The sequence below is a fragment of the Meiothermus sp. genome (genome assembly GCF_037443965.1).
In the GTDB taxonomy this organism is placed as follows: domain Bacteria; phylum Deinococcota; class Deinococci; order Deinococcales; family Thermaceae; genus Meiothermus.
Map to the genome: position 1 here is coordinate 12,723 of NZ_JBBINI010000034.1, position 26,279 is coordinate 39,001.

A 26,279-nucleotide genomic window follows, 5' to 3' on the forward strand; every position below is an offset into this window, starting at 1 on the left:
GCGGCTATCTTGCTAGGTACCCCACATGAAGCTTTGCCCCTTGCCCGCCGCAGCAAACCGTGTATTTGCGCTTCCCGCGAGGACCCCAGAATGAGGAAAAATCTGTGGTGAGGTACTCAAGAGCACCGACAGCCGCCGAAGTGGTGGGTGTTTTAGGAGCCCTTTATACCGTTTCCGCTTGAATCCTTCACCGTTGGACGCAGTCAGAGGTGAAGGATTCAAGCCGACCGAAGGGAGTAGAAAAGCATTTCGGTAGTATCGTTTAGGCTTGCCGAAGTGAACGATACTGCCGAAATACGTATTATCCCTTTACCACAATGTTGAGAAGTTTGCCCGGCACATAGATTTCCTTGACCACTTCCTTGCCCGCAATGTGCTGCTGCACGTTGGGCAGCTCCCGTGCGGTGCGCTTGATTTCCTCTTCGCTGGCCTGGGTACTGACAGTGGCTCTGCCGCGCAGCTTGCCGTTGACCTGTACCACCAGCTCGAAGCTATCGGCCACCAGGGCGGCTTCGTCCAGGCGGGGCCAGGGGGCCTTGAACACCGAGTCGGTATGGAACTCGTGCCACAGCTCCTCGGCCAAGTGGGGGGCAAAGGGGGCCAGCATCTGTATATAACGTAGCACCGCCTCGCGGTAGACCGGGGTGATGCCCTGATCCTTGCGATAGTCGCCCATCGCATTGAGCAACTCCATCAGGGCCGCGATCGCGGTGTTGAAGCGCAGGGCCTCGATGTCCTCGGTCACCTTCTTGATGGTCTGGTGCATTTTCTGGTAGAGACTCTTGTGTGCACCTTCCAGCGCGTTGGGCTCGAACACCTCGCCCTGGGACTTCAGCTCTACTAGGTTCTCTGCTACCATGCGGTACACCCGGTTCAGGTAGCGCCAAGCGCCCTGTACACCTTCCTCGGTCCAGATCATCTCGTTTTCGGGGGGCGCAGCGAACAGGATAGTGACGCGGGCAATGTCGGCTCCCTGCTCCCTCACAAAAGGCCCTACCATCACGCCGTTGCCCAGGCTCTTCGACATGGTAGCCGCCTTCCAGAAGTGGGTGGTGCCGTCCTCGTGGGTGCGCAGCTCGGCCCCGCTCTTTTTGGCTTCTTCCAGGGTGAGGGTCTCGGGGATTTCCAGCTTGGCCCGCCGCTCGGGGTTCTTGAACTGAAGGGTCTGCCCGCTGATCTCCACCTCGCCCACATCTGTCCAGCCCTGCACCATGCCCTGGGTAAAGAGGCCCTCGAAGGGTTCCTCGGCCTCTACCATCCCTAGGTCATGCAAAAACTTGGTGAAGAAGCGGCTGTACAGCAGGTGCAGGATGGCGTGCTCGACGCCGCCGATGTACTGATCTACTGGCATCCAGAAGTTGGCTTTCTCGGGGTCGAAGGGCTGCTCCGGGTTTTGGGCGTCGGCGTAGCGCAGAAAGTACCAGGACGAGTCAATAAAGGTGTCCATGGTGTCGGTGTCGCGTCGGGCCTTGCCGCCACACTGGGGGCAATCACATTCGTAGAACTCGGGGTGCGCGGCCAGCGGGCTTTTGCCCTTGGGCCGGATGTCGTCCACATCGCGCAGGGTAGGCAACTCGACCGGCAATTGCTCGTAGGGTACCGGCACCATGCCGCAACGGTCGCAGTGGATCATCGGGAAGGGAGTGCCCCAGTAGCGCTGACGGCTAATCAGCCAGTCGCGCAGACGGTAGTTGACCTTGCCCTCGCCAATGCCTTTTTCTTCCATCCAGGCGATGATCCGCTCCTTGGCGTCTTCCGTGTAGAGGCCATTCAGGAAGTCGGAATTGATGGCGGGGCCGTCCTCTAGGTAAGCCTTGCCACTAAAGCCCTCCGGGGGTTGAACGGTGCGGACTATTTCCAACCCAAATTTCTCGGCAAACTCCCAATCACGCTCGTCCTGGCCGGGCACGGCCATAATAGCCCCGGTGCCGTAGCCTGCGAGCACATAGTCGGCAATCCAGATGGGGATTTCCTTGCCGTTGGCGGGATTAACAGCGTAGCCTCCAGTCCAGACCCCGGTTTTTTCGCGTTCTTCCATCTGCCGCTCGACTTCGCTCTTCATGCGGGCCGCCGCCACGTAGGCCTCCACGGCGGCTTTCTGTTCAGGCGTGGTGATGAGCGGTACCAGCTCGTGCTCGGGGGCCAGCACCATGAAGGTAGCCCCAAAAATGGTGTCGGGGCGGGTGGAGAAGACCCGAATCTTGGCCGGGTGGCCCTTCACCTGGAAGTCGAACTCGGCGCCCTGGCTCTTGCCAATCCAGGCCCGCTGCATGGCCTTGACCTTCTCGGGCCAGCGGGGCAGTTTGTCCAGGTCGTTCAAAAGCCGCTCGGCGTAGTCGGTAATCTTGAGGTACCACTGCTCGAGCTCGCGCTTTTCCACCAGCGCCCCACTGCGCCAGCCGCGCCCGTCAATCACCTGCTCGTTGGCCAGCACGCTTTGCTCGACGGGATCCCAGTTGACGTAGCTTTTTTTGCGGTAGGCCAGACCCTGCTCGTACATCTTGAGGAAGATCCACTGGTTCCATTTGTAGTACTCCGGCGTGCAGGTTGTGACCTCGCGGCTCCAGTCGTAGCGGATACCCATTAGGTTGAGCGATTCGGTGGACTGTTTGATGTTGGCAAAAGTCCAGTCGGCAGGCGAGACCCCAAACTTGAGGGCGGCGTTTTCGGCGGGCAGGCCGAAGGCATCCCAGCCAAAGGGATGTAAAACCGAGTAGCCCTGTTGAGTACGGAAACGAGCCAATAGGTCGCCCATGGTGTAGTTCTTCAGATGACCCATGTGCAGGTCACCTGAAGGGTAGGGGAACATCACCAGAATGTAGGCTTTTTTGCCGCCCTTGCCCTCGGTGGCCTTCAAAAGCCCAATCTTGTCCCAGTATTGTTGCCATTTGGGCTCGATCTCGTGGGGGTTGTATTTGTCGGTCGTGACCATGACGCTTCTCCAGTTCTCAATCGGTCATTGTATTGGTTGGAGGTTCAAAAGAGGAAATAATCGGCCAAAGCCTATGCACTGAGGTCTAGTGGGGAAGCCTCCAGAGGTCAAGAAAAACCCCCTTCAGCGCTGAAGGGGGAGCCTCCCAGACATGGGCCTCCCCTAAGGTAGTTCTAGATGGATAAACCGCAGCATGGCTTCATGATAGCACGGAAGCACGGGCAGCTCCCGTCACGGAGGAAATACCGCTGGTCGGCACCTGCCTGCCACAATTCAACCTTAAGATGAGGTCCGGAAGACTTAACGCTGAAGTGCTCCGTGCGGTGTGGAAGCGAATTGTTGTATGTAACGTTATACAAAATCCAGATGCTATGTTCATATTTGGACATCCACCGCCGTAGGATTTGCCTACACTATCCCTTGGTAATCGTTGAGTGTAGAAAGGAATGTCTCGATGCAAAACCATGCTCCCTCCAGGACTTCCCTCAGCCCGCAGCCGGGTTTGATGTACCGGGCGATTCTGGTGATGGACTCGAGGAACGTGCGTACCTCCCTGCGGAACGCAACCCAATCCAGGGTGGGCTGGTCGCAACTGTATCAGGCGGGGCCTTACCATCTGGATTTGAGCCTCAGGTGGGATCCTAAGGGGGCCCGTTTGGTGGGGCAGGTGATCTCGAGGGAGCGGGTTTCCTTTGAACAAGCCCAGGTCTGCTTGAAGCAAGAGGTCGAACAGGTGCAAAAACCCCTGGATTTGTCGGGGCGTTTTAGCCTGAACCTGGGGACGATGGCGGACTGTGATTTGGAACTGCACATCCAGGGTGCCGTGATCTGTTTGGATGGGCTCAAGCTGAGCTAGTGGTTTGGTAAGTTAAGGATTGATATGCAGTGAAGTTCCCAAAATGAAGCGCTCAAAGCAACTTCCAGATATTAAGGGAGCCAAATCTATCCCGGGAATTAAGTTACCGGAGCACTAGTGCGGTTCTTGGAAAGAACCCAGCAACTCTCAAAAGTCAAAGCTGTGCCCAGCTCGGCGTGTGTGGACGTTCTGCCCAAAAGGTGGTGTCGCAAATGGGGTGGTAGGGTTTTCTCCCATATGCTTTATTTATGCAGATTACCGTGCTGGGTATGGGGCTGATGGGCCGTCCGATGGCCCGGACGCTGCTTTCCAAAGGCTTTGCGGTGGTGGGCTGGAACCGCAGTGTACTTGATGCAGAACGGGTGAAGGGGATTCCACGGGTGGGTTCGTTGGAAGAGGCGGCCAGGGCCGAGGTGCTCCTGCTGATGCTTTCTGATTCCGGGGCTGTGAATGCGGTACTGGAGCAGCTCGAGCCCTACCTTCAGCCGGGTCAGACGGTGCTGGACATGGGCTCCTCTGACCCAGAGCACTCCAAAAGGCATGCCCAGCGCCTGAAATCCAAAAACATCGGCTGGGTGGACGCGCCGGTCTCGGGCGGGCCCGAGGGGGCTTCGAGCGCAACGCTGGCCATCATGGCCGGAGGCGACCCTTCCGACTACGAGCGGGTGAAGCCTATTTTACAGGCGCTGGGAAGACCTACTTATGTGGGCGAGGCGGGGGCCGGGCACACGGTCAAGGTCATCAATCAGCTGATGGTAGGCCTGTACATCGAGGCGGTGGCCGAGGCGATTGCGCTGGCGGAGCGCCAGGGAATAGACCCGCGCAAGATTCAAGAAGCCCTGCAAGGCGGCTTCGCCGACTCGAAGGTTTTGCAGATACATGGCAGCCGCATGATTGAGCGAAAGTTTGTACCGGGCGCACGGGTCAGGACCCAGCTCAAAGACCTGCGCCTGGCGCAAGGGCTGGCAAAGAAAGCCGGCCTCGAGCTCCCCCATCTGGAAAGCGCCCTGGGTTTTTATGCCGAGCTCGAGGCGGCTGGCGAGGGCGACCTGGATCATTCAGCCTTGTTCAAGCGCCTGCTTTAGTAGAGTGGTCGAAACAGTGGTGTTCCTTAGGTGAATGGCGGCTGCGCCGCTGTCCCGAAAGGAATCGTCCCGCTTCCGCTCTTGCGCCCTACCGGGGTTGTACCCCCCGCTGCAAAAACTCGTTGCTGTAAAAAGCTGTAGCGGGTAAGTTGGTTCTGACGCGACCCGTCTGCTTGAGCAGGTTGAGACCGCTCTGCCAGCCTTGGGGGTTGGAGAAGCCCAGCCCGTTCTGACGGGTGTAGGCCGACTGGTAGAGCCGCAGCGAGACTTCCAATACTCGGTACCTGTCCTCTCCGAGGCTCGGTACGTACTTCCTCGAGGCCTCGAAAGCCTTGCGTGGTTCGCGCAGTGTAAAGGCCATGGCTTCCTGGGTGGCTTGCACGAAGCGTCGGGCTAGGTCGGCGTTTTCTAGCACACGGTCGGTCGAGATCACGCCCACCCCTGGGGAAAGGTTGTACGGGCCCGCCGGGATTACGTTGAGCTTGATGCCCCTGGCTTCCAGCACAATGGGCTCATTGTTGACAAAGCCCATGGCCACGTCCACCCGGCCCGTCACGATGGCCTCGGCCTGGGTGAAGCCGATTTGCTCGATCTTCACATCCGACTCACGCAATCCAGCCGCCCGCAGCATGGCCTGGAGCGAGGTGTAGGAGGTGCCGAATAGGCCGGGTATTCCAATGGTCTTGCCGCGCAGGTCGCGTACCGAGGTGATATTCTTCTCGGCTCGCGAAAAGAGGGCATTGGGTACACTCTGGTAGAGGGCCAGCAGGTACTTGAGCGGGGTTCCCTGTGCCCGCAGTGCGATCACATCCTCGGCGTCGGCTACCACAAACTCGAGCCGTCCTTGGGCCAGTAGCGGATAGAGTTCCGACGAGAAGCCGTGCTGGAACTCCACCTCGAGACCCCGCCTGGCATAGATACCCTCGACCACACCCGCGTAAAACGGGGCAAACTGCACATCAGGCAAATAGCCCAGCCCCACCCGAACCTTCTGTGTCTGGGCCAACCCCAGCGACAGCAACACCGCCAGCACAACGATCCATTTTTGCATTCGATTTCCTCGGTCAAACGTGCTCCATGCGCGGTCGAGGCAGGCACGAACTGCACCCGACCCACTGCTTTTGCAAACGTTGTATGAGGGATTATGAAGTGTTACACATCCCGCTTCGCCCAGGCACAGGACACCTGGGCTTCACCCCTTCTCTCATCCGGACTATCACCGTCGGCTTGCGATTTTCACGCAATCGGGCCTGGATGTACCGCAAATTTCCAGGCTTCGCGGGCTTTAGTGATCCGAGTGCTTGCGCAAGGGTCACCATTTACCGCCGGTGGGGAATTGCACCCCGCCCTGAAGGAATCGGGCCCTCTGGGCCCGAAGCTAGTTTAGTCATAAACCTGGGGCTTGCAAAGTGAAGCAAGCTGGATTTTGATGGACGGGTGCGCCTAGAACTACAGAGTCTGCTGGAGCTTGCCAACGAGAGCGTGCGGGCACGGGGCGAGGAGCTCTTTTTGCGGGGGGCGGTGCTCGAGGCCGCCCGGAGCCGGGGCCGCTTGCGGGCGCGGGTACAGGGGAGCGCCCCTTTCCCTTACCGGGTCGAGATTAACCTGAGCCAGGGCGGGTGGGCCTGTACCTGCCCCTATACCTGGGGGCCGGTGTGCAAGCACGTGGTGGCGGTGGCTTTCGCTGCCCTGGAAGCTCCCGAAATTTTCGCCAGGAAAAAGCTGGGCAGGCGCGCACCTGTGAACTTGCAACCTATGCTCGAGCTGTCCGACGACGAACTGCTGCGCTTCTTGTGGCAACTGGCCGAGGTGCGCCCTGAGCTCATGCACGAGTTTGCCTACAACTTTATGCAGCGCTTTGAGTGACGCTACGCCGAAAAGAGCCCTGTGCCTAAACCAGTTGGGTGGGACTTCAGCCTACTCCATTTTGCCTTTGATGTTGCGCAGCCGTTGCTCTTGTAGACGCTTGCGGCTCGTGGCGGTGTCGGTGAAGACTTGTTCTCGCAGGGCCTCGAGCTCGGATATCTCACCCCCGAGGCGCTCTGCCACTTCGGCTGGGGCGGAGGTGAGGTGTAGGAGGGCGTCTTGCAGGTACTTCTGGGCCGAGAGCGCGTCTCCCCGATCAATGCAGGCCATGGCCTGTTCGCGGGCCTGGGTGGCCTCGAGGCGGGCCAAGAAGGCCAGTACCCGCGGCTCCTCGGGGAGGGTGAGATAGGTGTCGTGGGCAACCTGCGGCAGCACCAGGGTTTGCTGGTGGGTCTGCGACTGGCCGTCGGTATCGAGCCAGTCGAAACGCAGGGTGAGGTGGAGCGGCGTGACGGCGGGCACCTCGGCGCGCAGACCCAGCTCCAGCGGCATTCCGTCAATCAGGTTGGGCAGGCGGTAGCGGCCCGCTTCCTGGGAATAGGCGTTGAGCATCTCGAGGTGGCAGCCAGGGGCTTCAACCTGCAAGGTGAGGTTGCGGGCAAAGGTGGCTGCAAGGCCCGAAAGCTCACGGGCGAAGATGCGCGGAAGGTCGGGGGTCGCCTCGATGAAGTAGAAGTTGCCCTCTCCCCGGTCGGCCATGAGCGCCAGCAGGTCTTCGTTAAAATCCTGGCCGATGCCCAAAGTGGAGGTGCTTACCCCCCGCTGGGCCAGTGCCGCCACGTGCCGACCCATCTCCTCGGGATCGGTCAGGCCCCGGTTGGCCAGGCCGTCGGTAAAGAGGATGACCCGGTTCAGGCACTCCTTCTGCAGGTGGGCCGCTACCTGGGCGCTGCCTTCCATCCAGCCCCCAAACAGGTTGGTGCTGCCCCGGCTGTGAATCTGCTGGATCCGTTGAAGCCAGGGGAGTTTTTCCTGAACCGGACTCGAGGGCCAGACGACCTCAACCTGGTCGTCGTAAGTCACCAGGCTGATGCGGTCGCGCGAGCCGAGTTGTTGCACCGCAAAGGCGGCGGCCTCGCGGGCCTTGGCCATCTTTTCCCCGCCCATGCTGCCCGAGCGGTCTAGAACCAGCGCCAGGTTGAGCGGGGGGCGGGTGGATAGGGTCTGCTCGGGGGCCTCGAGGTGCACCAGGAGCTCGAGCTTCTGAGTACGGTCTTTGGGGGTAGCGGGCTTGCGCGTAATAACTTCTACGATGGGGCGCATGGGTTCCTCCTTTGGGGCTAGAGATGTTTGAGGGCCTGTTCGATTTCCTGTAAAAGCCGCTGCCACTCCACTTTGCTGCGCGGTGGCCGGAAGCGCGGGCCTACCAGAAGCTCGAGGCCTTCCCTCAAGCGCAGGCGTTGCAGCGGCTCAGGCTTTGACAATGGGGGCTCGGTGCTGGAGCTGGGCGGGGCGGAGCGAGCTCGGGGGGTTAGGTTCTGCCCGAGCTGGGCCAGATAGGCCAGGGCCTCGTTGGTAGCCTCGGGGCGATTCAGGCTGAGCTGGATACGGTTTTCCAGAATGGCGACCAACTCCTCGTTGGACTTGCCCCCTAGCTCGCCGGCCAGCAGTCGGAGGCTGTAGCCCTCGCTCATCAGCTTGCGTACTACCAGCAACTGCAACAGATGCCGCAGGCCGTAGCGGGCCTCGCGCCATTGCCGCTCGGGGCTGTCCAGCAACCCTTCGGAAGCATAAAAACGCACGGTGCGGGGAGAGATGGCTTCCAAGCCCTTGCCTGCTTCCTGCGGCAAGACCAGTGGAAGCAATGCGTTGGCCTCCTCCACGAGCTCTTCTAGGCTCCACTGGGCATTTTCGGGATAGCGGGATAGAAACGGGGCCATGTCTGAAGCCTATCAAAAACAGTATAAACTGTCAATGACACCTATTGAAGAAATAGAGTTATCGCCTGCGGTAGCGCAGCACGTAGCTTTCTAGCAGGGCTACCAATCCGTACATGGTGATGCCCAGCAGTACCGTGACTGCCACCGCCGAGAAGGAATTTGCGTAGTTGAAGTTGCGTTGCTCGGTCTGGGCCAGGTGCCCCAGCCCGCCGCCGCCCAGCACGAACTCCGCAACCACCGCGCCGATTAGGGCCAGCGAGACGGTCAGGCGCAGACCGCCCAAAATTACCGGCAGCGCGCCGGGGAACTCGAGCTTCCCGAACACCCCCCAGGCACTGGCCCCAATGGTCTGGAACACCTCGCGGTAGGTGCGGTCTACCTCCCGTACCCCTACCATGGTTGAGACCAGCACCGGGAAGATGGAGATGAGGGTGGCAATGGTTACCTTGGAGCCCAGCCCATAGCCAAACCAGATGATCAGCAAGGGGGCCACGATGATGGTTGGGATGGCCTGGAAAGCCACGATGAAAGGGGAGAGCAGACGTTCCAATGAATGCTTGCGCCCCATTGCGTAGCCAATTGGCAGGCCGATGGCGAGCGAGGTGAGGATGCCCAGCCCAGCGGTTTGCAGCGTTAAAAGCGCATTTTGTACCAGCAGTCCGGTGTTTTGGATCATCGCTTCCCAGACTGCTATGGGGGAGGGCACAAAGACCGGCACCCTTGCGGCCATAATGCCCCAGGCCAGGAAGAACAGCGCTAAGAGCCCCAGCACGCCGAAGATTTCCCAGGGTGGGGGTAGGGGTTTGAGCGACGGCTCGATGAAAGTGGAATCGGCCACGCCCAGCCGCTCGCGCAACTCGGCCTCCAATCCATCGGTAAAAGCCGTGATCCGCCCTTCGTCCTTGGTATCCAGAACCACGTCCACCTTGCCGCCGGTCAGCACCACCACCCGATCCGCCAGATACACGGCCTCGCGGATACTATGGGTGACAAAGAGGATGGTTTTGCCGGTACGCTCGTGCAGTTGTTTGAGCTCGAGGTTGAAGCGCTCACGTACCAGAGCATCCAGGGCTGCAAAAGGCTCGTCCATCAGCAAAACCTCGGCATCCTGGGCTAGCGCGCGGGCAATGGCTACCCGTGCTTTCATGCCGCCGGAAAGCTGGTGGGGGTAGAGCCCCAGGTAGGGCTTCATGCCCAGGTGGGTCTCGATCTTGCCCCGTCCGGTGAGTTCGATGGGAAGCCGAATGTTTTGCGCTACGGTGCGCCAGGGCAGTAGGCGGTAGTCCTGAAACACCATAGCGGGCTGGCCCACCACTTCCACCGTGCCCTGTTGGGCTTTGAGCAGTCCCGCCACCACCCGCAGTAGGGTGCTCTTGCCCCCCCCCGAAGGCCCGATGATGGCAATGAACTCCCCCTTGCGCACCTCCAAGTCCACCCCCTTGAGTACCTCCCGCCCCTCAAACTCCACCGAGACCCCAGCCAGCCGGATGGCTGTTAGGGCCGGGTTAGTTTGGGTCGGGGTGGGTACCGGATGGCTCATGGCCCTAGCATAACGCTCACCCAGAGGCACACTGCATTCGAAAACCCAAAGGCGATGTGGAGCGGAGGGGTGCGTTCCGAGGTCGTTCATGCAATCTGTGATGGCATGGACTGGTGCAGAACAAACCCCGCCCTACCCACCCCTAGGCGGTAGGGGTGGACTTTACGATGCCGGTAGGCTGATTGACGGGCTTTCAACCTTCGGCTCAGCTTTTTCAGCTTGTTGGATAACTTCGAACTGACGTTAAGTTGAGGATTGATACGCATTTCGGTAGTATCGTTCACTTCGGCAAGCCTAAACGATACTACCGAAATGCTTTTCTACTCCCTTCGGTCGGCTTGAATCCTTCACCTCTGACTGCGGCGGGCGGTGAAGGATTCAAGCGGAAACGGTATGATATGCCGTGAAGTTCCCAAAATGAGGCGCTCGAAGCAACTCCCAGATATTAGGGGAGCCAAATCCATCGCATGAATTAGGTTACCGGACCGCCAGTGCTGCTTGGTTAACAGGATCGTACACCCAGGGTTTTCGCCTATCACGCAGCACCGATCGCCCAGAGCTGATGACTCAAGAAGGTTGCTCGAGGTTGTGATAGCGTTTTGTCGTCAGCGGTTGGATGATTGCTTTTTTCATATCGTGTCGCTCGAGCGGTCGGTCAATATTTTGGCCAGAACGGCCCCCGCCAGCAGAATCCACATGGTTAGGTAAAACCCGGCCAGGGCCAGCAGAAAGCCCGCAATGGGGCCATAGATCAGCTCGTACTGGGTGCGGGGCAGGAGCAAGGGCAGCCCCAGGCGCACGCCCTCCCAGGCTAAAGCCGCCAGAGTAGCCGCGGCCATAGCGGCCAGCACCCTGGGGGTGGGGACGGGCAGCAGCATATAAGTCAGGAAAAAGAGCAGCAGCGCGCCTAGAATGGGCACCACCACCTCCACCCCGTTTCGCAAAAAGCCGAGCTCGGCGGGTAGGTAGCGTAGCAAAAAGCCCATGGCCAGGCCCAGCAGGGCCAGCAGAATCAGGGCCAGCCCCAGCAGCAAGGGGGCCAGCAGGCCTGCGATGCGCCCGCGCAGGACGGCCAGCAGCGCCGCCGCCCGCTCAAAAGCCCGCTCCGGGGGCTTGGCTTTGGAGGTAGGTGCTGCGGGGGTGGCCAGGTCGGGCCGTGGGGCGACCCCGCCAAAGATGATGCCCAGAGCGTAGGCCAGAGCGGCAAAGAAATTACTGCTGGCCCACAGCAACACCAGCAGGCTGGCCAGCGTGAGGGGAAAGGCCCCCCGAGTCAGAAAGTTCACCACGGTCTGGGCCAGGTCGGGCTGGGTGGGGAAGAGCAGCACCACCAGCTCGATGAGCCGCACCAGCACCGCGCTGCGCAGGCCCTCGTTGCCGGAGAGCACAAAGCCAAAAACCCCGGCCAGCAGAATCAGCAAAGGCATCAGGCTAAACAGGGCATAGTAGGCCAGCGCCGCCGAGAAAAACGGGATGTGCGAGCGTGTATAAAGCTGGTAAACCTGCCCAATAATACCGATTAGGCTCATAGCTGATCCCAGAGCAATGGATGGGGCCAGGCCGCTTGCGCGATTCCGGCAAGGCCGCGTGGGTGGGGGTCACGGCTGCTCGAGGCTCGAGAATCCTGCCCAAGACGCTGGCCAATATTTGCTAAATGCTTCACCACAGATTTTTCCTCATCCTGGGGGCCTCCGCGGGAAGCATAAATACGAGCGGGTCAACTTAGTCGCGCACCTGCCCGCTGCCCAGGGCCACAAACTTGGTGGTGGTGAGCTCCTTGACCCCCATGGGGCCATAGGCGTGGAGCTTGCTGGTGGAGATGCCAATCTCGGCCCCCAGGCCCAACTGAAAGCCATCGTTGAAGCGGGGCGAAGCGTTCACCAGCACCAGCGAGGCATCCACCTCCCGCAAAAAGCGCATGGCGTGGGCATGGTGATGGGTGCAGATGGCCTCGGTGTGGTGCGAGCCGTAGTGGGCGATGTGCTCGAGCGCCTCTTCCAGCGAGTTCACCACCTTTGCGGTCAGAATCAGATCCAGATACTCGGTCTGCCAGTCCTCGGGGGTGGCCGGCCTGGCCGGGATGAGGGCGCAGGTGGCCTCGTCGCCGCGCAGCTCCACCCCAGCCTTCTGCATGGCCTGGCCCAGCATGGGCAAAAACACCGGGGCGATGCGCTGGTGCACCAGCACTTTTTCCAGGCTGTTGCAGGTGCTGGGGCGCTGGGCCTTGCCGTTCAGGGCAATCTGCACGGCGCTTTCTAGATCGGCGCTCTCGTCCACAAACAGGTGATTGACCCCCTCGGCGTGGGCCAGCACCGGCATCCGGGCCTCGCGCTGCACCAGCTCGATCAGCTCCTTGCCGCCCCTGGGGATGATCAGATCCAACAGGCCGGCCAGGTGGCACATCTCCAGGATGGCGCTGCGGTCGGTGGTGGGCACCAGTTGGATGGCTTCCCTGGGCAGCCCGGCTTCCTGCAGGGCGGCTTGCATCAGGCCGACCAGGGCACGGTTGGAGTGCCAGGCCTCCTTGCCCCCCCGCAGCAGGATGGCGTTCCCGGCCTTGAGGCAGAGGGCGCTGGCCTCCACCGTGGCGTTGGGGCGCGACTCGTAGATGAAGCCAATCACCCCCAAGGGAACGCGCATCCGCCCCACCTGCAGGCCGTTGGGCCGGATTTGCAGGCCTTCAATTTCGCCGACTGGGTCGGGCATCTCGGCTACCTGCTGCAGGCCGGTTCGCAGGTCGCGCAGCACCTTTTCGTCCAGGCGCAGCCGGTCGAGCTTGGCTTTGGAGAGGCCCGCGGCCTGGGCGGCCTCGAGGTCCTGGCGGTTGGCGGCGAAAAGGGCCTCTTGCTGGGCCTCGAGCTTCGCTGCTATAGCCAAAAGTGCGGTGTTCTTGGCCCTGGGCGAGGCCGCCGACAAAGCCCGCGCGGCGGCCCTGGCCGCCTGGGCGTATGCCTTGAGTTCGGGGGAGGTGACCATGGTCATTCCAACATATCACTCGAGCTCCGAGGCTAGGGCAAAGTAGTCGCGGTGGATGGCCTCGTCGGTGTTTTTGTAGCCCAGAATGGCCTCGATGTCCTTGGTTTTGCGGCGCTTGATGCGGGTGAGCTCGACAGCGCTGTAGTTGATCAGACCCACCCCGATCAGGTTGCCCTGTTCATCCAGGCACCGCACCGCCTCGCCCATCCCAAACTGTCCGTGCACCTCGAGGATGCCCGCCGGCAGGAGCGAGGCCCCGCCCTGGCGTAAGGCTTTCGCTGCCCCGGCGTCCACCACCACCTCCCCCTGGGGCTTGGGGAGCTGGTACAGCCAGAGCTTACGGCCGCTGTAGCGGCGCTGGCCCCCGGCAAACAGCGTGCCCACCGGCGCGCCCTGCAGGGCCTCGGTGATGCTTTGGGGCCGGGTTCCGGGCAGCAGCAGGGTAGGAATCCCGGCGGCCTGGGCTTTTTCGGCGGCCAGCAGCTTGCTTTTCATCCCGCCGGTGCCCACCCGGTTGGGGCTGTCACCGGCCATGCGCAACACCCCGGCATCCACCCGCTCCACGTAGGGGATGGGCCGGGCCTCGGGGTGGGTGCGAGGGTCGGCCTCGTACAAAGCCTCGATGTCGGAGAGCAGGATCAAGAGATCGGCCCCTACCAGCGAGGCAATCAGGGCCGAAAGCTGGTCGTTATCGCCAAACTTGATCTCCTCCACCATTACCGTGTCGTTCTCGTTGATGATGGGCACGATGCCCCACTCCAAAAGCGTCTCCAGGGTCTGCCGGGCGTTCAGGTAGCGGTGGCGGTGGGCCAGGTCTTCGGCGGTGAGCAAGACCTGGGCCACCTTCAGGTCGTACCAGCTAAAAGCCTGCTCCCACAGGAGCATTAGGGTGGGCTGCCCGACGGCGGCCAGGGCCTGTTTGCCGGGCATAGATCTGGGCTTTTCGGTCAGGCCCAGCTTTTGCATGCCGGTGGCCTGGGCCCCCGAGGAGACCAGCACCACCTCGCGCCCCTCGGCCCGCAGGGCGGCCACCTGGGCGGCAATGGCCAGTTGGTGCTGCCGCCCCTGGGGCCCGCTCAGGACGGCGCTGCCCACCTTGACCACAATGCGGCGGTAGGTTTGGACGCTTAAGGGATCGCGGCCTTGCATAGTCCTGCGTTATCGTAACGCTTATTGGGCTATTTCTCACTTGGCTAATAAGCCTGGCGTGTTGACATAGGTGAATCATGCGTGCCTGGCTTGTGCTGGCTTTGTTATCTTTGGCTGCTTGTACCACCTCGCCTTCGGTGCCTGGCCCCGGTCTGCCTTCGGTCTCGGGCGAGGTCACGATCCTCAAGGCTGAGTGGGGCCAAAGTGTGCTTAAAGCCGATCTACGCCTAGTGGCGGGTAAACCGGCTCTTTTGCGCGTACATCTCATCGGTGACCGCGATGGCTTGCCGGGAAGTCTCCGGGGGGAAGTCTTTCAGGGTTCCAGCCGGCTGGGGGAACTGACCTTTACCGGCCCCGCAACCCTCCCCACCACCATCAACCCTGCCGAGCTGGCCCAGACCTACCGGGCCACGGTTCCAGCGAATTGGGTGGTAGTTGGGATGGAGGTGCGTTTGCAGGCCGACCCGAGCAACCAGATTGGCGAAAGCAACGAAGCGGATAACCGCCTGACCCTCAAACCAGCGGTGGGTATCGGTACGGTGTTGCCCCTGACCCTGGTTCCGGTGGTTCAGCCCGGCCAGACCAGCCAGCCTACCCTTCCCAGTGTGGATTTGCTGAGAGATATGCTTCCGGTGCGCGGGGTGCAGGCCACCACCCGTGCGCCTTTCAGCTATGGCAGTGCTCTCAGCAATGCCAGTGGGGACTGGAGCAGTCTGCTCAGTGCCCTTCGCAGCCTGCGCACCAGCGACGGTAGTAACCGCTACTACTATGGAGTGGTTCGGGTGGGTTACACCAGTGGCATCGCTGGGATTGGCTACATTGGCTTTCCAACCAGTGCGGGTTGGGATTTTAGCAGTTCCGCAGCCCGGATCATGGTGCATGAGATCGGGCACAATCTGGGTCGGGGGCATGCGCCCTGCAATGTAGAGGGCGAAGTAGATTATCCCTACCCCGGAGGCTTAATTGGCACTTGGGGCTACAACGTAGCCAGTGAAACCCTATACAATCCAGCCCAGTACAAAGATGTGATGAGTTACTGCTCGCCGCAGTGGATTTCCGATTATATGTATGAGCGGATGCAGACCTTTCTCGAGGCCCGCCCCCCCAGTACTCAGTCCCAGAGCCTGGGTGCGGCGCAGGAGGTGCTCTTGATTAGCGGCCGCATTCGAGGGGGTCGGGTGGAACTCAACCCCCTCACGACCATACACGCCGTGCCCGAGCTACCCCGCCCCGGTGCCTATCGCTTGCGCTTGGACACAGAGGGCGGTGTGGTGGAGGTTGCCTTCCAGGCCGAACCGGTAGAAGCGCCCCACGGCCCCGGCCAGCCCCCAGAAGATGCTTGGTCGGAAGCGCACTTTAGCTTTAGCCTGCCCCACCCCGGTGCGGTGCGGGGCCTCGAGATCACCCAGGTAGGCCGCCCACTCCTCCAGCGCACGGCGGCGCCACGGGTGCAGGGCCAGCGCGCTTCCTATGTGCGGTTGCTCGAGCAGGGCAGCGCGGTTTCCCTTTCCTGGGACAGCAGCGCCTACCCCTATGCCTCGCTGGCCCATCTGGGTAGCCAGCGCACTACCCTTGGGCTGTGGCTCCAGGGCGGCAAGGGCACCCTCTCGACCGAGGGATTGGAAGCGGGGGGGAGGCTCGAGGTCACGCTCTCAGATGGGATTAACTCGGAGCGACAGGAGTTCGCAAGGTAGGGGGTCTATGCCGCCAGGCGCTCGAGCTCGTCCACCATGCTCCCAAGCACCGCAAACCCCCGCTCCACCGGCTCGGGGCTGTTCATGTCAATCCCGGCGATTTTCAGCGCGTCCAGCGGATACACCGAGTCGCCGGCCTTGAGGAAGTCCAGGTAGCGTTTGGCGGCGGGCTCGCCCTGTTCCAGTACATCCTTGGCCAGGGCGTTGGCGGCGGCGATGCCGGTGGCGTACTGGTAGACGTAGAAGGGGCTGTAGAGGTGGGAGAAGTTCATCCAGCCCGCACCCAGGCGCTCCTTGTCCAGCTCCACCTCGCCGCCGTAGCCCTCGGCGAAGAGTTCGGCCAGCCGCTCGATCAGGAAGGGTGCGGTGAGGGCCCCACCCTTCTCGATGCGCTGGTAGAGCTCGAGCTCGAAACGGGCTAGGGTGGGCATCACAAACAAATAGCGGTGGAAGTTGCTAAAGGCCTCCTCCAGCACCGCCAGCTTGTACTCGGGCGTCGGGGCCTCGCGCAGGAGCATGGCCCGCACCATGGCCTGGTTGAAGTTGGAGGCCACCTCGGCCACGAACAGGCTGTAGCGGGCGTACACGATGGGCTGGGTCTGCCGGGTGAAGTAGCTGTGCATGGAGTGGCCCAGCTCGTGGGCCAGGGTGCTGAGCGAGAAGAGGTCGTCCGACCAGCTCATGAAGATGTAGGGGAAGGTGCCCTTGAGCCCCGAGGAGAAGGCCCCGGCCCGCTTGCCCTGGTTCTGCCCCCAGTCCACCCAGCGTTCCTCGAACAGGCCCCGGCGCATGGGCTCCACGTACTCCCGCCCCAGGGGTTCCATGCCCCGGCAGATGGTCTCGGCGGCCTCCCAGAAGGTAATCTTGGGGCTTGGCACCAGGGGGGCCGGCGCGTCGTAGATGGGCACGTCGTAGCTTCTGAGCTGGCCGCCCAGGGCCTTTTTGCGGATGCGCCAGAAGCGGTGCCAGGTGGGCAGGTGGGCCTGGAAGGTGGCCAGCAGGTTGTCGAAGACGGCTTTAGGGATGTTGTCGCCGCAGGTGCGGCTTACCGCCAGGGCCATCTCGAGGCTGCTGGCATAGCCGCGGGTGCGGGCCTGGAAGGCAAAGCTCTTGACGCTACCCTGCAGGGTGGAGGCCAGGGTGTTTTTGAAGGCCAGATGCCCACCGGCATAGGACTCCCAGGCGGCCCGGCGCACCTCGGGGCTCTCATGCACCAACAGCTCGCCGATGGTGCTGTGGGAGACCGGCAGGGTCTGGCCCTGGTACTCCACCGGCCTGAACTGCATATCGGCATTGGTGGCCGCCGCAGCGGTGGCGCTGTGCCCGCCCAGGGGGTCGGAGACGGCGGCCAGCACGGTTTCCACCTCGCTGCTGCGCACGTGGGGCCTGCGGGCTTGCAGGGCTTCGAAGTAATGCCGGTAGACGGCCAGGCCCGGTTCGGCCTGCATGAAAGCCTCGAGGGTCTCCTTGGGCAGGCTCAGCAGCTCGGGCTCGAGGTAGGCCCCGGCGGCGGCCAGCGCTGCAACCACGGCGCGGGCCTCGCCCACCATGCGCATGAAATGGGGGTTGGTGCCCTCGGTCGAGAGCTGCAGCGAGGCATACTGGGCCACCTTCATGGCCTCCAGCATCCGGGTGTGGTAGGTCTCCAGGGCTTGCAGCAGCACCTGCGGCGACTCGGCCAGCCGTCCGGCGAACGGCCTGACCGCCTCTACGCTTTGGGCGGCTTCTTCCAGGGCCGCCCGCCATTCGGCTTCCGAGGCAAACAGGGCCTCGAGGTTCCAGGTCTGTTCTTTGGGTAGCTCAGCACGTTTGGGTAAGGTACTCATCCAGGGCATTCTAGCTGACCCGCCGGTCAGTTGGCTAGAAACTCCCGGAACCACCTGCCGGAGTCCTTCAGAACGCGCTTCTGGGTGGGGTAGTCCACGTACACCAGCCCGAAGCGGGGCCGGTACCCCTCGGCCCATTCGAAGTTGTCCAGCAGGCTCCAGTAGAAATACCCCTCCACCGGCACCCCCTCCTGCTTGGCCCGCAAGACCTGGGCTAGGTGATCCTGGATGAACCGGATGCGCTGGGGGTCGTGCACCTGCTCGCCCTCGAGTTTGTCGGGGAAGGCCGCCCCGTTTTCGGTGATGATGATGCGCCGGACGCTCTTGTAGGCCGCAAACTGCTTCAAGAGCCGGTAGATGTTTTCCGGCCAGACCTCCCAGCCCATCTCGGTGAGCTCCCCGCTGCCCCGCTCGGCGTGGGGGATTTCCCTGCCCCAGGTGCCGGGGCTCAGCAGGTCGAAGCGCACCAGTTGGCGGAAGTAGGTCTGTAAGCCGATAAAGTCGAAGTCGAAAGCCAGCCGCTCCATGTCGCCCGGACGGATGTAGCGCTGCAGCGCCAGCAAAAAGGGGGTGGTTTTCCAGGGGTAGCCCAGCCCCAGGGCGGGCTCGAGGAACAGCCGGTTGGCGATCACGTCGTAGTTGGCGGCGGCCATACGGCTGAGCCAGGTGGGGCCCGCTGGCTGCACATAGGAAGCCGAGAAGGTGGTGCCGATCTGGGCGTCCGGCACATGGGCCCGCAGAACCCGCCCCCCTTCGGCCTGGGCTAAAGCCACGTGGTGGACGGCCGGCAAAAAGTTGCCAAAGCCCCTGCGGCCTGGGGCGTGGGTGCCTTGCAGGTAGCCCAGCACGGTGAACACGGTGGGCTCGTTGAGCACCATCCAGTGCTTGACCTTGTCGCCAAAAGCCCGGCTGCACACCTCCACGTACTCGCTAAACCAGCCCACAATCTCGCGGTTGGTCCAGCCGCCCCTGTCCTCCAGCACCTGCGGTAGATCCCAGTGGTACAGGGTTACCCAGGGCTGCAGGCCCAGCTCGAGCGTCCGGTCTATCACCCGATGGTAGAAGTCCAGCCCCTTTGGGTTGACCGGGCCGGTTCCACCGGGCAGAATGCGCGGCCAGGACAGCGAAAAGCGGTGCACCTGCATGTTCATCTCCCGGATGAAGGCGATGTCGTCGTGGTAGCGGTGGTAGAAGTCGCAGGCCAGATCGCCGTTCTCGCCGGTTTTGATCTTGCCGGGGGTATGGGAGAAGCTGTCCCAGATGGAAGGGCTGCGCCCGTCCTCGTTCACCGCGCCCTCAATCTGATAGGCTGCCGTAGCCACCCCCCACAGAAAGCCAGGGCCAAAGTTGCTCTTGCTATAGTCTGTCACGGGTTCAATCTACAAGAATTGCCGTCCACTTTGGCAGTATGTTGAGTTGCTTCACAGGCAAAGCAAGGCTCGAGCGGTTCCTAAAAACCTTTGTGCTGGTTAATACAGCCCTGGTATAGGGTATGGTGAGCACTATGGAGATCCGGCCAGAGCGGCCCGAGGAATATGCCATGGTGGAGCGCATCCACGAGCGGGCTTTTGGGGGAGCGCAGGAGGCCAGGGTGGTGGCTTTGGTCCGCCAATCGCCTGAGTACATTCACGAGCTTTCACTGGTAGCGGTTGTGGAAGGGCGGCCCATCGGGCACATCCTGTTCAGCTATGTGGGGTTGCAGGATACTCAGGGTGTCATGCGCAAGGTGGTGGTGCTGGCACCGCTGGCAGTTCAGCCTGAATTTCAGAACCTGGGCGCAGGAAAACGACTGGTAGAAGAGGGCTTGGCGCGATTGGATGCCATGGGTGCGCCGCTGGTAGTGGTGCGGGGCCACGCCCACTACTACCCCCGGTTTGGCTTTGTGCCCTCGGTACAGATGGACATTCGACCCCCATTTGATATTGCGCCGGAGGAATACATGGCCAAGCGGCTCTCTGGCTATACGCTGCAATACAAAGGAATTGTGCGCTACCCGGTAGCCTTTGCCGAGGTGGGCTACCCGGTGGAGTTCGGTTTATAGCGGAACGATCTGCACCCATGCCCCGTTGGGGTCGGTGAGGGTTTGGGGAGGGCGATTTTGCAGGGCGATTTCATAAGCGAGCAGCCCGGTTGAGTGGGCCGGCGCGGTGCGACCCCTGGCCCACAGGTTGATGCCGATGTGGTGGTGGTAGCCGTCGGCGGCCAGGAAACGGGCGCCGGGGTAGTCCCCCTGCGTGAGTTCCATACCCAGACCCTGGAAAAAAGCCTGCGCTTTGTCTAAGTCGCCCACATGCAGATGAATATGCCCCAGGGTGGTCTGGGGGACGAGCCCCCGACCGGCCTTTGCTTCGGCCAGGAGGGCTTCCAGCTCGAGCCGCTCGGAGACCATAGCCAGGCGATCTCCCCGAAAGGGCCACTCGGCGCGGGGACGGTCGCGGTAGAGCTCAATCCCGTTGCCCTCGGGGTCGGCCAGGTAGAGCGCCTCCGAGACCCCGTGGTCGGAGGCCCCCTGAAAATGGGGGTAGCGGGCCTCTACCAGCCGCCGGAAGACCGCAGCCAGGGCGACCCGGCTGGGGAGCAACAGGGCAAAGTGGTACAGCCCCAGGGTGGGCTGGGGGCGCAGCGGAGCACTGGGCTCATGCTGCAAGGTAAGGGTGAAATGGCGGCCTGGAAGGGCCAGCTCGGTCTGCGGCCCCTGGCGCTGGACGACCTCGAGGCCCAGCAGATCGCCGTAGAAGGCCAGTTGGCGCTCGAGGTTCTGCACCCGCAGGGTCAGGGCGGTGAGGGCCAGGGTCTTGTGGGAATCATGGGTCATGACTTTATGATATGCAAAGTGCTATAAAATGTAAAGTAACAGGGGACAGGATTCGGATATGCTGTGGAGATGCGGGTTTTTGTGACCGGGGGAACCGGTTATTTGGGGAGTACGCTGCTGCGGCTGGGGTCGGGTCGGCCCTGGGTTTTGGGTGCCAGTTACTGGAGCCAGCCGCCCGGGATGCCGGGGGTGGCGTGGGTGCGGCTGGATGTACGGGATGCGGCGGAAGTGGAGCAGGCCCTGGAGGAGTTTCGTCCCGAGGTGGTCATCCACACCGCCTACAGCAAGGCCAGTCCAGCGGCGCTCGAGGCCATCACCGTACAGGGCACGGTTCATGTGGCCCGGGCCTGTCGGGCGCTTGGGGCCCGGCTGATTCATCTCTCCACCGACCAGCTTTTCGATGGCGAAAACCCGCCCTATGCCGAGTCGGCTGCGCCCAACCCCCTCACCGAGTACGGCCAGGCCAAGCTCAGGGCCGAACACTGGGTGCAGGCGATACTCCCCACCGCCACCATCGTCCGCACCTCGCTCATCTGGGGCCTGAACCCCCTCGACGTGACCAGCCAGATGGTGTTGGAACTGGCCGATGGCAAGCGGGAGGGTGGGCTTTTTAGCGACGAGTACCGCTCCTTTGTGTACGTAGAGGATCTGGCCCAGGCCCTGTGGGAGCTGGCGGGTCTGGAGTATGCGGGCCTCCTGCACCTGGGGGGCGCGGAGGTGCTGAGCCGGCTCGAGTTTGGGCGGCTCATCGCCCCCTTCCACGGACGCGACCCGGCCCGACTACCTGCCCAGCGCCGCGCCGAGTTTCCCGGCCCACGTCCCGGCAATTGTGCACTGGATAGCTCGCTGGCTCAGTCCCTGCTCCAGACCCGGCTGCGCGGGGTGCGGGAAGTGTTGCGCGAGCTTCAGTCCTAAAACAGCCAACGAGGCCTACCATCCCAGCAGTTTGCGTTATCCTGAGCCTCATGTTGAAACTCGGTGTGGACTTTGGGCTCTCCAATACCGACGTGGTGCTGGTGGAAGGCGAGACCATCCTAGCCAACCAGATCATCAAAACCGGGCCGGCCAGTGCGGAAGCTCTAGCGACGGTGCTACAAACCCTGGGGGTTCGACCCTCCGAGTTGGGTGCCATTGCCAGCTGTGGAGGATTGTCGCGCACCTTGCCCGACGCCTTTGAGGGTATACCCATCCAGAAAATCGGTGAGGCCCAGGCGGTGGGGCGCGGTGCGCTGGCACTGACGGAACTGCAGGAGGCGCTGGTGGTCTCGGCAGGCACCGGGACGGCCATGATTGCCGCAAGGGGAGCCGACTGCCAGCACTTCACCGGCTCGGCGGTGGGGGGTGGGACCTTGCTGGGTTTGTCCAGGTTGCTGCTGGGAACCTCCGACCCCCTCGAGGTGGCCCGTCTGGCTGAACTGGGCAACCCCAGCGGCGTGGACTCGACGCTGGTGGATGTGATTGGGGGAGGTATTGGGCACCTGCCCCCCGATGCCACCGCGGTCAACTTTGGCCGATTGGTGGACGGAACCCACCCGTCCCGCGAAGACCTAGCGGCGGGGCTCATTACCCTGGTTGGGCAGGTGATTGCCATGATTGCCCTCAATGCGGTGAAGGCCGCTGAGCTACCGCAAATTGTGATTGTGGGACACCTGCCCGATTTGGCGCCTATGCGCAAAGCCTTCGAACGGGTCTGGTATTTTTACCAGATTGACCCCAAGCCCCTCATTCCCCCTATGTCCGGCTGGGCGACGGCGTATGGGGCAGCGCTTTGCGCACAAACTACGCAGGGACGTTTGGTATAAAAAGCATGTCGTAAACTGAAACCATGAAACCCCCCGAGGGCTTTTGGGCCCATTTAGAAGACGACAACAACTACGACAACCTCAAGCTGGTTTTGTCGGATGGGGTGGGGGAGGAAGTGCTGTGGCTGTCGGCGCTCGAGCTCGCCGGGGGCCTGGCCCACCTGGAGGAAGACGATCTGCTTGACCCCAACGCGTCGGCCTGGTCGCACGAGGCTGTGGAGATCCCCGAAACCAGGGTTTCCGCTTATGGCCTCGCCCAGCACCACCCCCGCCTCGAGGGGGCCTACCGCGCGGCCCAGGTCGAGCTCTATAGCACACCGGGCCTCCTGCTTTTGCGCCGGGTAGTAGAGGACGGGGGCGATATACTGGAAGTCACCACCCCCAACGGCTCGGTCTACACCTTTGCTTACGACCAGGTTCGCGCGTACCTGCGCCCGTTGTTGCCCCACTGATACTGTTTCCGCTTGAATCCTTCACCGCCATGCGCAGTCAAGGGTGAAGGATTCAAGCCGACCGAAGGGAGTAGGAATGCGTATGAGGCAGACCCGCTATCTAAAAAAGGAACCGACCGATACTGGCTATCGGTCGGTTTGCGCGCTATAGAGCTAGGGCTGGGGGAAGAGCCCAAAAGTGGCGAGCCAGTCCAGGTCGTCTTTTCTGTCAATACGATAGACGCCGCCCGTACCGGCGCAGTTGCCGTTGATGCCAAAGGAAGTGACCCCGCCTATCACGTTGGAGTCCCCAATGAAGTTGGGGCCACCCGAGTCGCCAAAGCAGGTGCCGCCGGTGCTGGCATTGTTGGACAGTAAGATGGAGAAATCGCCAGTAAAGCCCGTGTTGATCTGAACCAGGTGCGGCCGTGCCAGCATGCGTACACGTGCGGCTTCGACAAAGACCGGGTTGATTCGTTGCAGGCCATAGCCCACCGCGGTAAAGGTGGTGTTTTGCAGGCCGCGCTGCCGGGCCAACCGGTCGAGCACGTCCTGTCTGGGCAGGGCGCCGTACTGGCTCATCGGCATGGGTCGGTGGGCATCGAGTACGACCATCCCCAGGTCGTAGCGGAAGAAAGCGTTGGGGTCGTACTGTGGGTGGGTGTAGGGCGTGCCACCGGTCTGGCCGGTGAAGGGGAAGCCATTGCCGGGCCTGCCTGCGTCTACGTCGGCGTCAAACCAGATCTCAACCTTGGCGGCGGGAGGTTCTGTGCAGTGGCCGGCGGTGAGGAAAAGCGTAGGTGACATCAGCGTCCCGCTGCAACGCCACAGCGGGTTTCCATTCGCGTCTTGAGCGACCATCAAGCCCACGTAGGGGTGGCGGTTGCCGTCGAGTTCACCGTAGGTGATTTGCGAGGAAACCCCTTCGCTCGAGGCGCTCTGCATGGAACTTCCACACGCTGCAAGGGCCAGAGCCAACACTGCGAGTAAGGCCAACCGAACGAGCTGCTTCATACGACCTCCTGATTTGTTGTCCCAAACATGGATGGGCTCATTTAGCATAAATCCACAATGCTCATATTAACGAGAAATTACATCATTACCTGGTGTTACAAGCCACGCCTCCAGAGCGAATGCAACCGATTCGTACCGATTCGTTAAGATGGGCCCATGCGCATTACCTCGACGGCCAACCCCCGCATCAAGGCTGCCGCTGAGCTCAAAGAGCGCAGGGGCCGAGAGCGAACGGGTATGTTTTTGATTGAAGGCTCGCGCGAGGTTGAACGGGCGTTGGCGGCGGGCCTCGAGGTCATCGAAGCCTATTGCAGCGAGCACCTTAGCCCCGAAGAGGCCCGCACTGTTGCCGATTTAGCTCGAGTCGAACGCTTGGTGGTTCACGAACTCTCCGAAGCAGCCTTAAAGAAAATCAGCAGCCGCGAGCACCCGGCCGGGGTGGTGGTGGTGGCCCGGATGCCCCGGCCCTCCCTCGCGGCCTTCCACCCACCCAAAAACGCCCTGCTGCTGGTCTCGGTGGGGCTGGAGAAACCCGGTAACCTGGGGGCCTTGCTGCGCTCAGCCGACGCCGCCGGGGCCGATGCGGTGCTGGTGGCGGGTGGGGTAGACCTCTACAGCCCCCAGGTCATCCGCAACTCCACCGGGGTGGTGTTTTCCCTGCCCACCTTTACCGCCCCCGAACAGAGCGTGCTGGACTGGCTGTTGCAGCACCATATTCCCATGGTGGCCACCACCCCCCACACCCACCAAACCTACTGGGATGTGGACTTGCGGGGGCCTGTGGCGATTGTGCTGGGCACGGAACACCAGGGATTGAGCCAAAACTGGCTCGAGCGGGCCGCACTAAAGGTCAAGGTTCCCATGCAGGGCCAGGCCGACAGTCTTAACGTCTCGGTAACGGCAGCCCTGATGCTCTATGAGGCCCTTCGCCAGCGTAGCGGTGGTAAAGTTTCGCCATAATGCGCATTATTTTGCTTGCACTGCTCACTTTTCTACTGACCGCCTGCCCAAACAGCCCCGTGCGGTTGGATTTCAACACCGACCCGCGTATCCTGCGAGGCCCGTGGGTAGGAGAGGTGCTGCCAACCCCAAAGATGTATGGACTGCGCGCGCTGAGTGCCGATGGACGCACAGTCTATGCGTTGCAGGGAGATGCCTTGGTGCGCCTGGACCCCGACTCCGGCGAGGAACTTGACCGGCGTGCGCTGGGCCTTTCTCCAATCGACAAAACGATAAAAATCTACCCCGATGGCGAGGTCTGGGCCTACAGTTGGATGTCTGGTTTGCAAATTCAACGCCCGGATGGAATCGTTTTGCCACCCTGGCAGATCAAAGTGAAGGCTATTTCCGCCGACCGCAGTCGGGTTTTGGAGCAGGTCTCCGACAACCGCTACGCGATCTTTGAGCTGAATAGCAGCCAGCGGGTGCGCGAGATTGCCCTGCCGCAGAACTTCTCCTTCGACCTGTTTGGTAACGACCCCCCTCGAATAGATGCTGTGAGCCCTGATTTGCAACGACTGGCCTCGGGTTGGGTATTCCGCGATGGCCTGAGCGTGAAGGCAGAGGTGAGACTATACGACCTTGATCTGAACATTCTGCGAACCTGGGTAATTAGGAGCGGGGTGTTTGAGACCGGCCCGTTTGCTCGTCCAGAGTTGTCCTTTTCTCCAGACGGAAGCCACCTGATTGGGGTTTTGCCGGATGGGCGGGCCTTTTACTGGCGACTGAGCGACGGCACGGCGCAGGTCTTTCAAGGCTACCCCGATCGCTCGCATTCTTTGGTGGCCGAGAGCCCGGATGGCCGGTCGAGGGTCTTTCTGAAGAACCCGGACTACTTTGGTAGGAAGGCGCACGACTATACGACCTCGAGCTACGAGGTGGTCTGGTGGGAAGCTGGACGGGGCGTGTGGGCCCGGCAGACCGTGCACGATGTTTGGTACGAGCTTTATGCACACGCGATGGGAACCTAGAGCCAGGTCTGGCTATCCAGTACCTCCGGCCTCATGGTGAGCCTCGAGCCCACCGGGGTGCGCTGGCGTAAGGAACCCCGCCTGATGCCCTTGACGCTCGAGCTCACCCCCACCTATCGCGATGACAAAAGCTATACCTTTGTGGGAGCGGCCAAGCTCGGCGACACGCTGTATTCCGTTACCGGTAAAGGTTTCATACCCTACGGTGGCTTGATCACCCAAGCACTGCCTCCAGACTCCCTGGCCTTTGCCGCCTCTCTCGAGAATGGCTCGGACGAGCCGCGCTACCTGGCCGGGCAGATTCAGCTAAGTCATACCTTCGTGTGCTACCTGCAGTCTACCCTTCCACCCCCGCCATCCTGAGCAGAAGACGGCTGCGGATGAGGTTGTGCACCAGCAGAATCAGGTTCACCCGCGCCAGGAAACCTGCAAACGACCGGGCC

The 26,279-nt window shown here is 61.9% G+C and carries 23 protein-coding genes and 1 riboswitch; of the genes, 11 read left to right on the forward strand and 12 right to left on the reverse strand.

Annotated features, from left to right (window positions below; all coding sequences use genetic code 11):
* Window positions 1–301 precede the first annotated feature (301 nt).
* Window positions 302–2,932, reverse strand: coding sequence for a leucine--tRNA ligase (leuS, locus tag WKI89_RS14960; RefSeq protein WP_337870958.1), 2,631 nt, complete (start codon window positions 2,930–2,932; stop codon window positions 302–304).
* A 505-nt stretch (window positions 2,933–3,437) separates the two neighbouring features.
* Here leuS and WKI89_RS14965 point away from each other — a divergent pair.
* A complete protein-coding gene (locus tag WKI89_RS14965) occupies window positions 3,438–3,788 on the forward strand; it encodes a hypothetical protein (protein ID WP_337870960.1) in 351 nt (116 codons plus the stop codon).
* A gap of 248 nt (window positions 3,789–4,036) precedes the next feature.
* Entirely contained in the window at window positions 4,037–4,873 is an 837-nt protein-coding gene (locus tag WKI89_RS14970; protein ID WP_337870962.1) for an NAD(P)-dependent oxidoreductase, read from the forward strand.
* A gap of 88 nt (window positions 4,874–4,961) precedes the next feature.
* Here WKI89_RS14970 and WKI89_RS14975 read toward each other — a convergent pair whose 3' ends face one another.
* On the reverse strand, window positions 4,962–5,924 hold the full coding sequence (locus WKI89_RS14975; protein WP_337870964.1) for an ABC transporter substrate-binding protein: 963 nt from the start codon (window positions 5,922–5,924) through the stop codon (window positions 4,962–4,964).
* Between the two features lie 141 nt (window positions 5,925–6,065).
* Window positions 6,066–6,233: riboswitch (FMN riboswitch) on the reverse strand.
* Between the two features lie 77 nt (window positions 6,234–6,310).
* Between WKI89_RS14975 and WKI89_RS14980 the strand changes: the two genes are divergently transcribed.
* Entirely contained in the window at window positions 6,311–6,739 is a 429-nt protein-coding gene (locus WKI89_RS14980; protein ID WP_337870965.1) for a hypothetical protein, read from the forward strand.
* 51 nt (window positions 6,740–6,790) lie between these two features.
* On the opposite strand, the gene WKI89_RS14985 is transcribed toward WKI89_RS14980, so the two are convergent.
* The 6 genes from WKI89_RS14985 to proB form a co-directional block, all read right to left on the reverse strand.
* A complete protein-coding gene (locus WKI89_RS14985) occupies window positions 6,791–8,002 on the reverse strand; it encodes a VWA domain-containing protein (RefSeq protein ID WP_337870966.1) in 1,212 nt (403 codons plus the stop codon).
* Between the two features lie 17 nt (window positions 8,003–8,019).
* Complete coding sequence (locus WKI89_RS14990) at window positions 8,020–8,619, reverse strand: MerR family transcriptional regulator (protein ID WP_337870967.1); 600 nt, start codon at window positions 8,617–8,619, stop codon at window positions 8,020–8,022.
* Window positions 8,620–8,677: 58 nt separating this feature from the next.
* Complete coding sequence (locus tag WKI89_RS14995; protein WP_337870969.1) at window positions 8,678–10,159, reverse strand: ABC transporter permease subunit; 1,482 nt, start codon at window positions 10,157–10,159, stop codon at window positions 8,678–8,680.
* 629 nt (window positions 10,160–10,788) lie between these two features.
* On the reverse strand, window positions 10,789–11,688 hold the full coding sequence (locus WKI89_RS15000) for a YhjD/YihY/BrkB family envelope integrity protein (RefSeq protein ID WP_337870971.1): 900 nt from the start codon (window positions 11,686–11,688) through the stop codon (window positions 10,789–10,791).
* A gap of 193 nt (window positions 11,689–11,881) precedes the next feature.
* Window positions 11,882–13,135, reverse strand: coding sequence for a glutamate-5-semialdehyde dehydrogenase (locus WKI89_RS15005; protein ID WP_337870996.1), 1,254 nt, complete (start codon window positions 13,133–13,135; stop codon window positions 11,882–11,884).
* Between the two features lie 15 nt (window positions 13,136–13,150).
* On the reverse strand, window positions 13,151–14,284 hold the full coding sequence (gene proB / locus WKI89_RS15010) for a glutamate 5-kinase (RefSeq protein WP_337870972.1): 1,134 nt from the start codon (window positions 14,282–14,284) through the stop codon (window positions 13,151–13,153).
* 77 nt (window positions 14,285–14,361) lie between these two features.
* Between proB and WKI89_RS15015 the strand changes: the two genes are divergently transcribed.
* The gene (locus WKI89_RS15015) at window positions 14,362–15,978 is read left to right on the forward strand and encodes a M66 family metalloprotease (protein WP_337870974.1); all 1,617 of its coding nucleotides are present in this window, start codon (window positions 14,362–14,364) and stop codon (window positions 15,976–15,978) included.
* A gap of 5 nt (window positions 15,979–15,983) precedes the next feature.
* On the opposite strand, the gene pepF is transcribed toward WKI89_RS15015, so the two are convergent.
* Together pepF and WKI89_RS15025 are read right to left on the reverse strand one after the other, a co-directional pair.
* A complete protein-coding gene (pepF, locus tag WKI89_RS15020; protein ID WP_337870975.1) occupies window positions 15,984–17,804 on the reverse strand; it encodes an oligoendopeptidase F in 1,821 nt (606 codons plus the stop codon).
* Window positions 17,805–17,830: 26 nt separating this feature from the next.
* Window positions 17,831–19,174, reverse strand: coding sequence for a GH1 family beta-glucosidase (locus tag WKI89_RS15025; RefSeq protein ID WP_337870978.1), 1,344 nt, complete (start codon window positions 19,172–19,174; stop codon window positions 17,831–17,833).
* 134 nt (window positions 19,175–19,308) lie between these two features.
* On the opposite strand from WKI89_RS15025, the gene WKI89_RS15030 reads away from it, so the two are divergent.
* Window positions 19,309–19,845, forward strand: coding sequence for an N-acetyltransferase (locus tag WKI89_RS15030; RefSeq protein WP_337870979.1), 537 nt, complete (start codon window positions 19,309–19,311; stop codon window positions 19,843–19,845).
* Here WKI89_RS15030 and WKI89_RS15035 read toward each other — a convergent pair.
* Window positions 19,840–20,619, reverse strand: coding sequence for a VOC family protein (locus WKI89_RS15035; RefSeq protein ID WP_337870981.1), 780 nt, complete (start codon window positions 20,617–20,619; stop codon window positions 19,840–19,842). The genes WKI89_RS15030 and WKI89_RS15035 overlap by 6 nt on opposite strands.
* Window positions 20,620–20,688: 69 nt before the next feature.
* Here WKI89_RS15035 and WKI89_RS15040 point away from each other — a divergent pair, with 69 nt between their 5' ends.
* The 3 genes from WKI89_RS15040 to WKI89_RS15050 are packed head-to-tail and all read left to right on the forward strand — an operon-like array spanning window position 20,689 to window position 22,873.
* Complete coding sequence (locus WKI89_RS15040; protein ID WP_337870983.1) at window positions 20,689–21,534, forward strand: SDR family oxidoreductase; 846 nt, start codon at window positions 20,689–20,691, stop codon at window positions 21,532–21,534.
* A gap of 50 nt (window positions 21,535–21,584) precedes the next feature.
* Window positions 21,585–22,421 carry a Fumble domain-containing protein gene (locus WKI89_RS15045; RefSeq protein WP_337870985.1) on the forward strand — a complete coding sequence of 279 codons (837 nt, stop codon included), beginning with the start codon at window positions 21,585–21,587 and terminating at the stop codon, window positions 22,419–22,421.
* A 23-nt stretch (window positions 22,422–22,444) separates the two neighbouring features.
* Window positions 22,445–22,873 carry a hypothetical protein gene (locus WKI89_RS15050; protein WP_337870986.1) on the forward strand — a complete coding sequence of 143 codons (429 nt, stop codon included), beginning with the start codon at window positions 22,445–22,447 and terminating at the stop codon, window positions 22,871–22,873.
* 153 nt (window positions 22,874–23,026) lie between these two features.
* Here the strand turns inward: WKI89_RS15050 and WKI89_RS15055 are convergent, their stop codons facing one another.
* Window positions 23,027–23,866 carry a trypsin-like serine protease gene (locus WKI89_RS15055; protein WP_337870988.1) on the reverse strand — a complete coding sequence of 280 codons (840 nt, stop codon included), beginning with the start codon at window positions 23,864–23,866 and terminating at the stop codon, window positions 23,027–23,029.
* Between the two features lie 156 nt (window positions 23,867–24,022).
* Between WKI89_RS15055 and WKI89_RS15060 the strand changes: the two genes are divergently transcribed.
* From WKI89_RS15060 to WKI89_RS15070, 3 genes are read left to right on the forward strand one after another with little or no spacing between them, the layout of a single operon-like run.
* Window positions 24,023–24,826, forward strand: a complete 804-nt coding sequence (locus WKI89_RS15060; protein WP_337870989.1) for an RNA methyltransferase — start codon at window positions 24,023–24,025, stop codon at window positions 24,824–24,826.
* On the forward strand, window positions 24,826–25,836 hold the full coding sequence (locus WKI89_RS15065) for a WD40 repeat domain-containing protein (RefSeq protein WP_337870991.1): 1,011 nt from the start codon (window positions 24,826–24,828) through the stop codon (window positions 25,834–25,836). The genes WKI89_RS15060 and WKI89_RS15065 overlap by 1 nt, the downstream gene beginning before the upstream one ends.
* Before the next feature lie 33 nt (window positions 25,837–25,869).
* Window positions 25,870–26,199, forward strand: coding sequence for a hypothetical protein (locus WKI89_RS15070; protein ID WP_337870993.1), 330 nt, complete (start codon window positions 25,870–25,872; stop codon window positions 26,197–26,199).
* The last annotated feature ends 80 nt before the right edge of the window (window positions 26,200–26,279 follow it).

Excerpts from the sequence above, each read along its gene's own strand:
- WKI89_RS14975 (WP_337870964.1), bottom strand. The coding sequence starts at position 5,924 with ATGCAAAAATGGATCGTTGTGCTGGCGGTGTTGCTGTCGCTGGGGTTG.
- WKI89_RS15015 (WP_337870974.1), top strand. The coding sequence starts at position 14,362 with ATGCGTGCCTGGCTTGTGCTGGCTTTGTTATCTTTGGCTGCTTGTACC.
- WKI89_RS15065 (WP_337870991.1), top strand. The coding sequence starts at position 24,826 with ATGCGCATTATTTTGCTTGCACTGCTCACTTTTCTACTGACCGCCTGC.
- WKI89_RS15060 (WP_337870989.1), top strand. The coding sequence starts at position 24,023 with ATGCGCATTACCTCGACGGCCAACCCCCGCATCAAGGCTGCCGCTGAG.
- WKI89_RS14990 (WP_337870967.1), bottom strand. The coding sequence starts at position 8,619 with ATGGCCCCGTTTCTATCCCGCTATCCCGAAAATGCCCAGTGGAGCCTA.
- WKI89_RS15040 (WP_337870983.1), top strand. The coding sequence starts at position 20,689 with ATGCGGGTTTTTGTGACCGGGGGAACCGGTTATTTGGGGAGTACGCTG.
- WKI89_RS15070 (WP_337870993.1), top strand. The coding sequence starts at position 25,870 with ATGGTGAGCCTCGAGCCCACCGGGGTGCGCTGGCGTAAGGAACCCCGC.
- proB (WP_337870972.1), bottom strand. The coding sequence starts at position 14,284 with ATGCAAGGCCGCGATCCCTTAAGCGTCCAAACCTACCGCCGCATTGTG.
- WKI89_RS14970 (WP_337870962.1), top strand. The coding sequence starts at position 4,037 with ATGCAGATTACCGTGCTGGGTATGGGGCTGATGGGCCGTCCGATGGCC.
- WKI89_RS15045 (WP_337870985.1), top strand. The coding sequence starts at position 21,585 with ATGTTGAAACTCGGTGTGGACTTTGGGCTCTCCAATACCGACGTGGTG.
- WKI89_RS15000 (WP_337870971.1), bottom strand. The coding sequence starts at position 11,688 with ATGAGCCTAATCGGTATTATTGGGCAGGTTTACCAGCTTTATACACGC.
- WKI89_RS15005 (WP_337870996.1), bottom strand. The coding sequence starts at position 13,135 with ATGGTCACCTCCCCCGAACTCAAGGCATACGCCCAGGCGGCCAGGGCC.
- WKI89_RS15035 (WP_337870981.1), bottom strand. The coding sequence starts at position 20,619 with ATGACCCATGATTCCCACAAGACCCTGGCCCTCACCGCCCTGACCCTG.
- WKI89_RS15055 (WP_337870988.1), bottom strand. The coding sequence starts at position 23,866 with ATGAAGCAGCTCGTTCGGTTGGCCTTACTCGCAGTGTTGGCTCTGGCC.
- WKI89_RS15050 (WP_337870986.1), top strand. The coding sequence starts at position 22,445 with ATGAAACCCCCCGAGGGCTTTTGGGCCCATTTAGAAGACGACAACAAC.
- WKI89_RS14985 (WP_337870966.1), bottom strand. The coding sequence starts at position 8,002 with ATGCGCCCCATCGTAGAAGTTATTACGCGCAAGCCCGCTACCCCCAAA.
- leuS (WP_337870958.1), bottom strand. The coding sequence starts at position 2,932 with ATGGTCACGACCGACAAATACAACCCCCACGAGATCGAGCCCAAATGG.
- WKI89_RS14995 (WP_337870969.1), bottom strand. The coding sequence starts at position 10,159 with ATGAGCCATCCGGTACCCACCCCGACCCAAACTAACCCGGCCCTAACA.
- pepF (WP_337870975.1), bottom strand. The coding sequence starts at position 17,804 with ATGAGTACCTTACCCAAACGTGCTGAGCTACCCAAAGAACAGACCTGG.
- WKI89_RS14965 (WP_337870960.1), top strand. The coding sequence starts at position 3,438 with ATGTACCGGGCGATTCTGGTGATGGACTCGAGGAACGTGCGTACCTCC.
- WKI89_RS15030 (WP_337870979.1), top strand. The coding sequence starts at position 19,309 with ATGGAGATCCGGCCAGAGCGGCCCGAGGAATATGCCATGGTGGAGCGC.